Origin of the sequence: Marinomonas flavescens, from assembly GCF_004352835.1 — a bacterium.
In the GTDB taxonomy this organism is placed as follows: Bacteria; Pseudomonadota; Gammaproteobacteria; order Pseudomonadales; family Marinomonadaceae; genus Marinomonas; species Marinomonas flavescens.
The window spans coordinates 78,531-91,670 of sequence record NZ_SJSB01000005.1; the positions used below are offsets into that span (position 1 = coordinate 78,531).

Sequence of the window (13,140 nt, forward strand, 5' to 3'; positions counted from 1 at the left end):
TTTTGACGTGTGATCGTAATCCGAGGGTGTGTAAAAGTGATTAATTTATCGTCAATTAGGTATAAAGTAAGGCTAATGAATTGTGGAAAAGGTAGATATGAATGAATAGTAACCGAAACATCATTGTACGACTGCGAGAGAATATTCCATCGTTTAAATGTGTAGATGGCTGTCATGATTGCTGTGGTCCAGTAACAACGTCTTCGGAAGAAATGTCTCGTCTACCAGTAAAAACGGACGCTGAACACGATGCTGCATTAGAAGAGCTGACTTGCGTACACTTAGGGCCTAATGGCTGTACTGTGTATGATGAGCGTCCGTTGATTTGTCGATTATTTGGCACAACACCTCGTATGGCTTGCCCAAATGACCGTCGTCCAGAAGAAATGGTGGATCCAAAGATAGAAGGTCAGGTTCATCACTACATCGCGACCACACGACAAGTACTCGTGTAGAGACGTAAACGCAGAATTTTAGCCTTACTTATAAGGCCTTTTCATAACGAGTAGTAGGGGGAAATGATGCTAGAAATAATAGAGATCGGAATTGATAACGCCCTTGCATTTCAAATGTCAGGAAAAATAACAGAAAGTGATATGGATATCGTCCTTAGTGAAGCGAAAGACAAAATTGAACGCCATGGACAAATTGTTATTTATGAAAAAATTAACTCTTTCGAGGGCGTTGAAATCGCAGCTATGATGGAAGAGTTCAAATACATTTTTGACGTTGGTATGTCTAATATACTAAAAGTGGCAATTTTAACGGATAAAAAGTGGATAGAGCAGATTGTGAATTTTGAAGGCAAGATTTTCAGTAGCATTCAAATGAAATGCTTTACTCTTGAAGAGCAAGGGCAGGCTGTTCAGTATCTTAAAGCGACATAAGCAATGTTAAGGCTATTATCATCAAATCACTCATCGTTATCGGTTAGAATAATGCCTGTCATATTTCCTCATATTCTGAATATTATTCATCATGCGCCTTGATAAGTTCGTTTGTAAAAGTACTGAGTTAACAAAAAGTGAAGCAATCCAACGCATTCAGCTCGGTCAAGTGAGTGTTAATAGTAAGGTTATAACGAATGAAGCGACCCAGGTGCATGAGAATAATGCGATAATATTAAACGGTGTTAAGCTGAAAACTCGTGATTTTTGCTATATTATGATGCATAAACCAGCCGGTACTGTCTGTTCGAATATTGATGAAGTCTATCCGTCTCTATTCAATTATTTAGAGCTTGATAACGTTTCAGAGTTACATATAGCAGGGCGTTTAGACGCTGATACTACTGGGTTGGTTTTGATTACCGATGATGGTCGTTGGTCTTTTAATCTCACCTTACCTGCTAAAGAGTGCCGTAAGCTGTATCGAGTGACGCTTTCTCAAGCGTTATCTACAGAGCGAGTCGAAGAGATTACATATCGCTTTAAGCAAGGGATTCAGCTGCAAGGTGAATCGCAATTAACGCTACCTGCGATATTGGATGTGATTACACCAACAGAAGTGTTATTGACCATCACAGAAGGTAGGTTTCATCAGGTAAAGCGAATGTTCGCCGCCGTAGGGAATCGCGTGATGTCACTTCATCGAGAGCAGATCGGAAGCATTTCACTTGATGTTGAAGTGGGTCAATGGCGCTATTTGACCAATGATGAAGTGCAGTCTTTTAGTCAGTAACTTTCTTTATTGTTAGAAATTGAAGGAGCAATAAAGAGACTATATTTTTTTAAAGAGCAGTAAATCTTTTAATTCACTTCCTATGTTTAACGGAAGAGGGGTTATTCTTCAGTGCTCATCAAACGATCATAAATAAATAAGATATTTAATTTTATAGAGCCTTAAATAATATTATGACGAGAAAAATACTAAGTTTGAAAGGAAAGCGAGCCAAAGATCTCAATCCTGTAGAAGAGGTGGTTGAGGACTTGTTTCCTAATGACCCACAGAAGCGATTTTTAAACGGTGTTGTTATTCATCCTTCTCCAAGAATTTGTTTGGAGTCCGGCTCTAATGAGCGTTCTGTTCGTGCGATGGATTTAATTACTCCCATCGGGATGGGGCAGCGTGGCTTGATTGTCGCACCACCGGGGTCAGGTAAAACGACGATACTAAAACATATTTGTCAGGCAGTGGGAAAAGCTTATCCAGAGATAAAACTCTATGCCTTACTGATTGATGAGCGTCCAGAAGAGGTAACAGATTTTAAGCGTAGTGTGCCTGCAGAGGTACACGCGTCTTCTTCGGATGACAGTTATACTCAGCATGTTCGTGTGGCCGATAATCTTCTTGATATTGCTCGTGCACAAGCCGGCGAAGGTCACGATGTGATGATAGTGATTGACTCTCTGACTAGGTTGTCACGAGTGCATAATGCAGAGAGAAAGAGTAGTGGTCGAACGATGTCGGGTGGCGTGGATGCAAGGGCATTAGAAATACCACGAAAACTGTTTGGTGCGGCTAGAAAAATCGAGAATGGTGGATCCTTGACGATTTTAGCAACCATTCTTGTAGATACTGGCAGTCGTATGGATCAGGTGATTTTTGAGGAATTCAAAGGCACTGGTAATATGGAAATTGTATTATCAAGGGAAGTTGCAAGCCATCGTATATTCCCTGCAATAGACATTGCCAAAAGCAGTACGCGTCGTGAAGAGCTTCTTATTGACTCAAAAGAAATAGGAAAAGTCATAGGTTTACGTCGATCACTTACACATCTTCAACCTGTGGATGGTGCTCAGAAATTAGTTGATCTGTTAGAAGAATATCCTACTAATGCTGAGTTATTAAAGGCTTTCACGCCAACGTAAGTAATAGCGGTGGACTAAGAAACTGAGTGTTTGTTTTGATCCACCGCTATAATAGTATCCCATGCATTATTTCAATCTCCCGCCTGATTATAACAGGGCATTTTACAACGCCATGATTGTCTTTTTCGACGTTTCTCTCCTAATAGCTCAATAACCACACTTCCTTATTTACCCAAAAATTGCTGTCTCGCCTAATAACGCTCTTATCATATTTGACACAGTTATCGACGATTCTATTTTCATCGTCGACTCAGACTCTTTTATCTCCTTGGTCATCATTGCTAAAGAAAAGAGATGAGGCTGTTTGGTCTATGACACAGGTTTTTGTAAAAATAAATGTTTTGTTTTTATCTGTTCGTTAGAGCACTGAAAACTTCAATTTCTGAGTTTATGCTCAGTGAATATTTTTATGGTAATGCTTGCAAAAAAATCGCTAATTCAATTCATTAATAGGTGATTACATGTCAAATAAATACATTCGCTGGTTCGAAGAAATTGGTATAGACGATGTGGCTCAGGTGGGCGGAAAAAACGCTTCACTTGGTGAAATGTATCAACAACTTACTGCACAAGGTGTACGAGTACCCAATGGATTTGCTGTTACAGCTGAGGCATATCGCAAAGTACTTGATGCTAACAACGCATGGGTAGAGTTGCATGATGTGCTTGATGGTCTTAATCCAGACAATGTTAAGGATTTGCAAGCTCGTGGAGCCAAGGCAAGAGCGATTGTAGCGGCCTGTAAGTTACCTCAGGATCTTCAGACTGAGATCATCGCATATTATGACAAACTTAAATTGCAGTATGGTGATGATGTCTCTCTGGCTGTACGTTCTTCTGCTACAGCAGAAGATTCCCCAGAAGCTTCATTTGCTGGACAAAACGACACTTATCTAAATATCAGCAGTGATGAAGCCTTGCTTGATGCTTATCTTCGCTGCCTAGTATCTAATTTCACCGACCGTTCTATTCATTACAAGTACGACAACAAATTCGATTATTTTAAAGTAGATTTGTGTGTTGTCATCATGAAAATGGTGCGTAGCGATATCGGTGCAAGTGGTGTGATGTTTTCATTAGATACTGAGACTGGTTTTAAAGATGTTGTTTTCATTAATGCGGCCCTAGGTTTGGGTGAAAATATTGTGCAAGGCACCATAGATCCAGATAGCTTTTATGTACATAAGCCCACTTTCGGAAAAGGCTTTAGGGCCGTGCTTAAGCGTCGATTAGGTAAAAAAGAACAAAAAATGATTTTTACCGATACTCTCAACACTGACAGCATTGCCGTTGAGTATACTCGTAATGTTGATACGAGCGCAGATGAACAGAGCCGTTTTTCTATCTCAGATGACGATGTGATGGTGCTCGCTGACTATGCTATTAAGGTAGAAAATCACTATTCAAAACAGAGAGGCCAGCATAAACCCATGGATATGGAGTGGGCGAAAGACGGTCTCGATGGTCATATCTATATGGTACAAGCAAGGCCTGAAACCGTGGAGTCTCAAAAGTCTGGCAACGTATTAAAAATTTATCATCTTAAAAGTCGTTCGACTGTTCTGACTCAAGGTCAGGCAGTTGGCACTGGAATTGGCGCGGGTAAAGTTCGCGTGATCAACGATGTGAAAAATTTAAGTAAATTCCAACCAGGTGAAGTGCTAGTAACCGATACCACTACACCAGATTGGGAACCTGTAATGAAGACCGCGGCAGCGATTGTGACGAATCATGGTGGTCGAACCTGTCATGCTGCTATTGTTTCTCGTGAATTGGGTATTCCTGCCATCGTAGGCAGCGACAATGGTGCTGATATATTGTCTGACGGCACTGAAATCACAGTGAGTTGTGCCGAAGGCGAAATCGGTCGAGTTTATGATGGCATCCTCGAATTCAATATTGAAGAAACCGATTTGAGCAACTTGTCGCACCCGAAAACTAAAATCATGATGAACTTAGCCAATCCTGATCAAGCCTTTGGACTTGCCTCGTTACCAGTAGACGGTATCGGCCTGGCTCGTATGGAATTCATCATTAATGAATACATCAAAACCCACCCGATGGCACTTGTTCACCCTGAAAAATTGGATGAGAAAACACGTCAGTCCATTGCAACACTCAGCAGCGCCTTTGCAGACCCTGTAGACTTTTTTGTCAAAACGCTTTCTGAGGGCGTCGCTACCATCGCCGCTGCAGTGTACCCAAAGCCTTGCGTTGTACGCATGAGTGACTTTAAAAGTAATGAATACGCGACGTTATTAGGCGGTAAGCCTTTTGAGCCGGTCGAGTCTAATCCAATGATCGGTTTTCGTGGTGCTGCACGTTACAGTCATCCCGCTTATGCAGAAGGTTTTGCTTTAGAGTGTGCTGCAATGAAGCGAGTGCGTGATGAAATGGGCTTTGATAATGTCATTCTTATGATCCCTTTTTGCCGTCGTATCGATGAAGGTGAAAAAGTATTGGCGGTGATGGATAAAAATGGCCTTAAGCAGGGAGAAAACGGTTTAGAAATCTATGTGATGTGTGAAATCCCTAACAATGTCATCTTGATCGATGAGTTTTCTAAACTGTTTGATGGTTTTTCAATTGGTTCAAATGATTTGACTCAACTTACCTTAGGCGTAGACCGCGATTCAGAAATTGTTGCGTTTGATTTTGACGAGCGTGATGCGGGTGTTAAAAAAATGATCAAGCTAGCGGTTGATGGTGCTCGACGTAACAACAGGCATTCAGGTATTTGCGGTCAAGCGCCTTCGGATTATCCAGAGATTGCAGAGTACTTAGTGAAAATTGGTATCGATTCAATCAGTCTCAGTCCGGATACGGTACTTAAAACGATTCGACAAGTCGTTGAGCTTGAAAAAACGTCATCCCTTTAGGTGCGAGCCTAGATAGACAATGTCTTCAACAGATTTTAATAGGAAATAATATGGACAAACAAACCCCTAGCAGCTCGCCCCTTACGGCTCTTTTTCCAAGAGATCTTGAAGGATTTGATTTGTTGGCAGAGCTGGCGCTCGATTTACGTTGTTCATGGAATCATGCTACCGATGATATCTGGAGGCAGCTTGATCCTGAACTTTGGGAATTAACGCATAATCCGTGGGGGTTATTGCAAACCGTATCGCGTGACCAAATTAGTACTCTGTTGGCTGACTCTGCTTATCGTACACAACTTGATGAATTGATTAAAAAGAAGCGAGAATCCGCAAAGACACCGGGTTGGTTTCAGAAAAATCATCCGAAATCAGCTCTTAATACGGTGGCTTACTTCAGTATGGAGTTTATGCTGAGCGATGCTCTGCCAATCTACTCAGGCGGTTTAGGTAATGTAGCGGGAGATCAGCTGAAAGCCGCCAATGATTTAGGTGTGCCAGTCGTTGGTGTCGGTTTGCTTTATCAGCAAGGGTATTTTCGTCAACTCATTGATAACGATGGCAGTCAAAAGGCGGTGTATCCTTACAATGATCCGGGACAATTACCTGTGTCACCTTTGCGTCACGCTAATGGAGAATGGTTACGCATAAAGCTTGATCTACCTGGGCATCCGATTTGGCTGCGAGCCTGGCAAGTTCAGGTGGGCAGAACAAAACTATACTTGCTAGACAGTAATGACACCGCAAACTATGCGCCGTTTCGTGCTATCACCAGTGAGCTTTATGGCGGCAGTGCAGATTTACGATTAATGCAAGAGTTAGTGTTGGGGATTGGTGGTTGGCGCTTGCTTGAAGCGCTTGGGATTGAGCCAGAAGTTTGCCATTTGAATGAAGGGCATGCGGCATTTGCCATCTTAGAACGAGCTCGCTGTTTTATGCATAAAACAGGGCTACCTTTTGCGGCAGCGCTTGTCGCAACCCGAGCCGGAAATGTTTTTACAACTCATACTGCGGTAGAGGCCGGTTTCGACCGTTTTCCACCTGCTCTAATCGAACAGTGGTTAGGCAAATACGCCAACGTAGAGTTGGGTATATCAACGAATGATTTGTTAGCGCTAGGGCAGGAAGCGCCAAACCATTTGACCGATGATTTCAATATGGCCTATCTGGCGGTTCGAGGTAGTGTGGCCGTGAATGGCGTGAGTGCACTCCATGGCGAGGTTAGTCGACGATTATTTGCACCATTATTTCCGCGTTGGCCGTTAAACGAAATTCCTATTGGTCATGTCACTAACGGTGTACATACACCGAGTTGGGATTCTGCTAGCGCGGATGAACTCTGGACTAAATTTTGCGGTAAAGATCGTTGGCTTGGCGCCACAGATCATCTTGAAAAATCCATTAGAGCGATCTCAAATACAGAACTATGGAACTTCCGAACCGCTGCTAGTCAAACGTTTGTTACTTATGTACGAGAACATCTAGTTCGTCAGATGGCAGCATCAGGGGCACCGCAGACAGAAATAGAAGAGGCGCAACATCTGTTTGATCCCAAGGTTCTAACGTTAGGCTTTGCTAGGCGTTTTGCCACTTATAAACGTCCTAACTTATTGTTACACGATCCTGCTCGGTTACTGAAAATATTGACTAATCCAGAACGTCCTGTGCAGCTTATTATGGCTGGGAAAGCTCACCCAGCAGATCTGGCAGGTCAGGCGTTAATCAAGCAGTGGGTGCAATTCATTCGCCAACCTCAAGTTCGTCAGCATGTCATCTTTCTTAGTGACTACGACATGCTATTAAGTGGACATTTGGTGGCAGGGGTTGATGTATGGTTAAACACCCCGCAGCGTCCTTGGGAAGCAAGTGGAACGAGCGGTATGAAAGTGTTAGTAAACGGCGCTATTAATTTGTCTGAGCTCGATGGCTGGTGGGCTGAAGCCTACAGTCCAGATATCGGTTGGGCATTGGGGGATGGTCAAGAGCACGGTAATGATCCTGCCTGGGATGCGCAGGAGGCAGAAGCACTTTATGACTTGCTTGAGCAGGAAGTCATACCGGAATTTTACCAGCGAGATAGCAATGGAATCCCCGTTGAATGGACAACACGAATGCGTGAAAGTATGGCCCGTCTAACGCCACAGTTTTCAACTAACCGTGTCGTACGTGAATATACCGAACAACGCTACCTTCCGGCCGCTGAGGCTTTTAAAGCCCGCTCAGCTGATAATGGCAAAGTGGCAAAACAGATTGCAGACTGGCAGCAAACTATTGAACAGCAGTGGGCTGGGTTACGTGTGGACGGGATTACTGCAAGACAGGAGGGCGAACAGTTTATATTTGCCGCCACTGTACTGCTCAATGGTTTAGCGCCGCATGATGTGAGCGTTGAACTTTATGCTAATGGTATTGACGGCGGTGATGAAATACGAGAATTAATGGAATGTATGGATGTGCCTGATGACAAAATGGGGGCTCATTTGTATCGACTAACAGTGCCTGAACGGCAAGCGTTATCTGAATACACTTTGCGAATAATTCCTCATCGAGAGGGTTTTTCGACGCCTTTAGAAGTGAATCATATTGTGTGGGAGCATTAATTCATGGAGGTAATGTCACCAAGTATTTTACGTTATACGATGCTTGGTGGCGATGTAACGCTAGAACGATAAAAAGGAATCTAATCAAATGCCTCATTTGCAGCCCCATCGACAAAATCGCGTTGGTTGGTTAAGGGCCGCAGTACTTGGGGCTAATGATGGAATAGTCTCCACCTCAAGTCTTATTATTGGGGTAGCAGCGGCAAACTCCACACACCTCTCCATCATGGTCGCTGGTACAGCGGCTCTGGTGGCAGGTGCTATCTCGATGGCGGCTGGTGAATATGTATCGGTTTGTACTCAGGCTGATACAGAGAAGTCGGATCTTTTGTTAGAGCAGCAATCCCTTAAAGCTGATTATGAGTCCGAAGTGAGCGAACTGGCTGAAATATATCAACGGCGTGGTGTTGAGCCAAGTTTGTCGCGACAAGTAGCGGAACAGCTGATGTCTCGTGATGCTCTTGGTGCTCATGCCCGAGATGACATCGGTATATCAGAACAGACGTCAGCCAAACCAGTCACCGCGGCATTGGTATCGGCCCTAAGTTTTACGCTTGGTGCGCTATTGCCCTTACTCACCACCTATTTTTATCACGCAAACAATTTATCATTTGTTATAAGCGTATTATCACTATTTTTCCTGGCCATCTTAGGCGCTATATCAACGTATTTGAGTGGTGCAAAAATGGTGATTGGAATCGCTAGAGTGAGTTTTTGGGGGGCATTGGCGATGTCAGTAACAGCCTTAGTAGGCTTTGCTTTTGATGCTGCTATGAGTTGATTGTTTGTTTTTCATGCACAGGAAAAACAGGTTTATGTCATAAGTGGCGGTGCTAATGTGCGTATTGATAAACTGATTGGATAGTGGTCTGAAGAGTGAATCTCTGTATGTACGAACGAATCAGTTACTTCTAATCCACGATAGTAAATATGGTCAAGGTGTCGAAATAAATGATTGAGTCTTGGCTGGCGAATCATGTCTACTTTTTCTAATGAAAATGATACAGCGAGCTTATTAAAATATTTTAATCTTTTACCATTCCATGTATTAAAATCTCCTGCCAATAATACCGGCCCAGCATGATGCTTCAGTGTCTGAAATACTTGGTCGAGATGCGCTCTGAACTTCTCGATAGAAACAAAGTTGATAACATGAGCATTGACCACGAGCAAGGTTTGTCCTGGGGCCAGTGTTTCAAAATTAAACAGTGGATACTCGGCCGCCAGCAGCATTTTTTTGGTTTGTGTAATAGGTTCACCATAGGTTGATACTGAAAAATACTGTTGTTTTGCTGCAACGGTTGATCCCGTTTTGACTCCGGTCTCGATGTTGGTTTTTACGTTTCTAAAACTACTCGCCATAATCCACTGATGTTGTGACGATTTGTGGAAAAGGTTATCAAAGGGCGAGTTTAAAATGGCTTCTTGTAAAAGAATCAAATCTTTATCTTGAATGAGAGAGGTAAAATCTTTCAACCATCCCTTTTTTTTGCATTTGAATACATTCCACAGCAATATTTCGATATTGGGTCCGAGCACCTGTTTTGAGGCACTGCCCATAAACTTTAGCGATTCAACTTTGCTATAACGTTTTTTTATCATTAAATATCAGCCTTTAATAAAGCGTTTGACGGCATGATGCTATCCCTTATATTACAGATAGGGCGAAAATAAACGAAACAAGTTATTACGAATTTTTTTGTAGGTTGGTAAATTATTCATTTCATCTCTAATAACTAAATCAGCATTGTGTTTTTTTGAGGTAAACATTTCTGTTAGCTGCGCATTGAGCTTGGTATCAAAGCATTCTAGATTGATTTCAAAATTGAATTCTAGGCTTCTGGCATCCCAGTTGGTAGAGCCTATGAATGACCAAACATCATCAATAATGACAATTTTACTGTGATCAAACGGTCTTTTGTTTTTGTAAATTTTTATACCGTGCTCTGCTATTCTTGGGAAATTTGCTTCCATCACCCAGTCTACAAAGGGAATATTGCTGTGCTCAGGAACAATGATTTCGACGGATACGCCACGCAATGCCGCCGCATGCAGAGAGGTCATCAATGTTTGATCAGGAATAAAATAAGGCGTCATTATTTTTACGCTATGTTGGGCGCAAACTAAGGCGTTAATTAGTGTCCAGCGTATTCTATTATGGTGTTCATCAGGGCCATCCTGAACGACACGAGCAACCACGTTATGACCGTTTATTTGTTTAGATGTCTTTGGGTCAAAGTGAGGGAATTTAATCAGTTCACCGGTAGCAAAGAACCAATCTTCTATAAAGACCTGACTAATTTGGTCAATCGCGGGGCCAGTGACTTTAAATTGAACGTCATCAATAGGGTGTGCAGAAGATTTAACCACATTGTCTTTACTGACGTTCATTCCACCAATATAAGCTTCTTCACCATCAATACAGAGTATTTTTCTGTGGTTTCTTAAATTGATAAAACGAAAGCCAGTAAGTGAAATGGCGGGTAAAAAACGGGCCGTTGTGACGCCGCGCTTTTTTAAGGCTCTGTCTGATTTGTGCCAGCTATACCCAACACCAATACCATCTAGTAATACCTTCACAATGACACCTCGTTGATGCGCTTTTGCTAACGCATCAACAAATTGTTGGCCAAGGGAATCGTAATCAAATATATAACTCGATAGAACAACGTAATGTTTTGCAGAATGAATGGATTCGATCATCGCAGGGTAGGCTATATCACCATTGATGAGCGGCTCAACATTGTTACCTTCAACAAAATTGACAGGGTGGATTGCATGTCCTGCGATGATGGACGAATGCCAGTATTTTGGTATCTGATGAAATTTAATGCATTTTTTTTGGTGAAAAAAATCTTGTTTAAGCGTTTGAGGGTGCTTTTTTTGCGCTAAGCGCTTGATTCGATTTATTCCAAATAGCCAATAAAATAGGCTACCCACGAAAGGGGAGAAGATTACAAGACCGATCCAAGCTAGGGATGTACGTTCATTTTCTTTGAATAAAAGAACATGTATCGATGTGATGAAAGAGAAACTGATATGCAAAAAAACAACGATGGTAACCCAATGGATGCAAACCCATTCAAGCAATGTTTCAATTATTTGCATAAACCACACCTTATGCTGATTTAGACGTTATGTGAAAGAGAGTATTTTATATCCAATAAGAGGAGTGTACATCTTTTCATTGCGCGGTCTGATTTGGAGTTTAAGAAATTTGCTTTCTTAAACTCCGCCTCTTCTTTTATGTATTACTTGTCAGTATTTTTCTTAACTGATGATTTTCGAGGCGCTTCGTGTTTGATTTTTGATGCGTCTTTTGGCTTGGTATTGTTTCTTGGTTTTGATGGACCTTTACGTTCAGGTGCTTTGCTCTTACGAACAAAATTCAATACTGAAACAGGCACTGTTTTACGGACAGGGAATTCGTCAATTTCTTCACGTTCAATAATGTGTTTCAAACGGCTTTCGATTGCGCATAGGTTTTTAAAGTCACCCATAGCAACAAAAGAAATTGCTTCACCTTCGGCGCCAGCACGGCCCGTTCGTCCAATACGGTGAACGTACTCTTCTGGTTTAAACGGCAAATCGTAGTTAACCACACGGCTTAGATCGCCAATGTCGATACCACGAGCGGCAACGCCAGTTGCGACTAAGTATTTTAATTTACCAGATTTGAAGTCAGCCAGAATTTTTTCACGCATTGCTTGGCTTCTATCACCATGAATGGAGTCTGCTACTATGCCACGCTTGGCAAGTTGGGCCACTAGTTTGGCAGCACCGTGTTTTTTCTCGATGAAAATCAGCGCCTGATCCCATTCGTATTCTTTGATCAAATGGCTAAGCAATGCTGATTTAGTGTCTTTATCGACCGTGATTAACCATTGTTTGATCGTTGGTGCTGTCTTTGTTCGTGGCGAAATTTTTATTTCTGTCGCAGCTTCACTGACTTTGCTGTCAGCAAAATCATAAGAAAGTGAGCGTACACTGTCTGTTATTGTCGCAGAGAAGAATAGGTTTTGACGATGTTGAGGTAGGCGATCTAGTATTTTATACAGGTCATCTGAGAAGCCCATATCGATCATTCGATCGGCCTCATCTAATACTAAGATTTCAAGCTCATCAAAGTGCACTGCACGTTGATGAGCTAAATCAAGCAATCGACCTGGGGTTGCTACCAGAATATCAACACCTTCAATTAAGCGCTGTTTTTGTGGCTCGATATCGACACCACCGTAAACGGCCATAGAGGTAAGTGCTAAATTTTTGCTATACAGGGCAATGTTGGCTTCTACCTGCACGGATAATTCACGTGTTGGTGTCAGGATCAATGCGTGTACACGTTTGCCGCGTAAGGTACGTTCTTTATTCAGTTTTTCTAGAATCGGTAGAACAAACGCCGCTGTTTTACCGGTACCAGTTTGAGACGTGGCAACTAAGTCTTTACCGGCAAGAATAACGGGAATGGCTTGTCTCTGAATTTCTGTTGGGGTTCTGTAACCCAATTGTTTTGTGGCTTTTACAAGAGGGGAAGATAACCCAAGTTTTGAAAATGGCATAAAGGCTCAGCAGATATCATAAGGATAGTAGTGCGCAGTATAACGTAAAAGCCATCGACCGTTGCTCGAATATGATAAAAAATGCGACTTTCTCATTGTTTGAACATCGTTAAATCATAGCGCTAAGAAAGCGTTGCCATGTTTACGTTGAGCGCTCTAAAAAATGAATGTAATAGATGATGAATGCTTTGCGATGAGTTGCTGCAATTTCGCGCGAATCATTTCTTGATTTGTTAGATCTACGAGAGAAAAAAATGGCCTATGTCTACTGGAAGCCAGAGGTTTACAGGCCATT

At 42.2% G+C, this 13,140-nt stretch carries 10 protein-coding genes; 7 read left to right on the top strand and 3 right to left on the bottom strand.

The annotated features are described in order from the left end of the window. Positions 1–101: 101 nt before the first annotated feature. The 7 genes from E0D70_RS06915 (at position 102) to E0D70_RS06945 (ending at position 9,067) form a co-directional block, all read left to right on the top strand. On the top strand, positions 102–455 hold the full coding sequence (locus E0D70_RS06915; RefSeq protein WP_133011540.1) for a YkgJ family cysteine cluster protein: 354 nt from the start codon (positions 102–104) through the stop codon (positions 453–455). A 63-nt stretch (positions 456–518) separates the two neighbouring features. Further along, on the top strand, positions 519–887 hold the full coding sequence (locus E0D70_RS06920) for a SpoIIAA family protein (protein ID WP_207923228.1): 369 nt from the start codon (positions 519–521) through the stop codon (positions 885–887). Between the two features lie 91 nt (positions 888–978). Then, positions 979–1,680: a pseudouridine synthase gene (locus E0D70_RS06925; RefSeq protein ID WP_133011541.1), complete on the top strand. Its 702-nt coding sequence runs from the start codon at positions 979–981 to the stop codon at positions 1,678–1,680. A gap of 173 nt (positions 1,681–1,853) precedes the next feature. Further along, on the top strand, positions 1,854–2,810 hold the full coding sequence (gene rho, locus E0D70_RS06930) for a transcription termination factor Rho (RefSeq protein ID WP_133011542.1): 957 nt from the start codon (positions 1,854–1,856) through the stop codon (positions 2,808–2,810). Between the two features lie 461 nt (positions 2,811–3,271). After that, positions 3,272–5,689, top strand: a complete 2,418-nt coding sequence (ppsA, locus tag E0D70_RS06935) for a phosphoenolpyruvate synthase (protein ID WP_133011543.1) — start codon at positions 3,272–3,274, stop codon at positions 5,687–5,689. 50 nt (positions 5,690–5,739) lie between these two features. After that, complete coding sequence (glgP, locus tag E0D70_RS06940; RefSeq protein ID WP_133011544.1) at positions 5,740–8,286, top strand: alpha-glucan family phosphorylase; 2,547 nt, start codon at positions 5,740–5,742, stop codon at positions 8,284–8,286. Between the two features lie 88 nt (positions 8,287–8,374). Then, entirely contained in the window at positions 8,375–9,067 is a 693-nt protein-coding gene (locus tag E0D70_RS06945; RefSeq protein WP_133011545.1) for a VIT1/CCC1 transporter family protein, read from the top strand. Between the two features lie 32 nt (positions 9,068–9,099). On the opposite strand, the gene E0D70_RS06950 is transcribed toward E0D70_RS06945, so the two are convergent. From E0D70_RS06950 to E0D70_RS06960, 3 genes are all read right to left on the bottom strand, one after another. Further along, positions 9,100–9,888, bottom strand: a complete 789-nt coding sequence (locus tag E0D70_RS06950; protein ID WP_133011546.1) for an endonuclease/exonuclease/phosphatase family protein — start codon at positions 9,886–9,888, stop codon at positions 9,100–9,102. Positions 9,889–9,939: 51 nt separating this feature from the next. Further along, a complete protein-coding gene (locus tag E0D70_RS06955; protein ID WP_133011547.1) occupies positions 9,940–11,394 on the bottom strand; it encodes a phospholipase D-like domain-containing protein in 1,455 nt (484 codons plus the stop codon). Between the two features lie 143 nt (positions 11,395–11,537). Further along, the gene (locus E0D70_RS06960) at positions 11,538–12,845 is read right to left on the bottom strand and encodes a DEAD/DEAH box helicase (RefSeq protein WP_133011548.1); all 1,308 of its coding nucleotides are present in this window, start codon (positions 12,843–12,845) and stop codon (positions 11,538–11,540) included. Between the last annotated feature and the right edge of the window lie 295 nt (positions 12,846–13,140).

Excerpts from the sequence above, each read along its gene's own strand:
- ppsA (WP_133011543.1), top strand. The coding sequence starts at position 3,272 with ATGTCAAATAAATACATTCGCTGGTTCGAAGAAATTGGTATAGACGAT.
- E0D70_RS06925 (WP_133011541.1), top strand. The coding sequence starts at position 979 with ATGCGCCTTGATAAGTTCGTTTGTAAAAGTACTGAGTTAACAAAAAGT.
- E0D70_RS06945 (WP_133011545.1), top strand. The coding sequence starts at position 8,375 with ATGCCTCATTTGCAGCCCCATCGACAAAATCGCGTTGGTTGGTTAAGG.
- E0D70_RS06950 (WP_133011546.1), bottom strand. The coding sequence starts at position 9,888 with ATGATAAAAAAACGTTATAGCAAAGTTGAATCGCTAAAGTTTATGGGC.
- E0D70_RS06920 (WP_207923228.1), top strand. The coding sequence starts at position 519 with ATGATGCTAGAAATAATAGAGATCGGAATTGATAACGCCCTTGCATTT.
- E0D70_RS06960 (WP_133011548.1), bottom strand. The coding sequence starts at position 12,845 with ATGCCATTTTCAAAACTTGGGTTATCTTCCCCTCTTGTAAAAGCCACA.
- E0D70_RS06955 (WP_133011547.1), bottom strand. The coding sequence starts at position 11,394 with ATGCAAATAATTGAAACATTGCTTGAATGGGTTTGCATCCATTGGGTT.
- E0D70_RS06915 (WP_133011540.1), top strand. The coding sequence starts at position 102 with ATGAATAGTAACCGAAACATCATTGTACGACTGCGAGAGAATATTCCA.
- rho (WP_133011542.1), top strand. The coding sequence starts at position 1,854 with ATGACGAGAAAAATACTAAGTTTGAAAGGAAAGCGAGCCAAAGATCTC.
- glgP (WP_133011544.1), top strand. The coding sequence starts at position 5,740 with ATGGACAAACAAACCCCTAGCAGCTCGCCCCTTACGGCTCTTTTTCCA.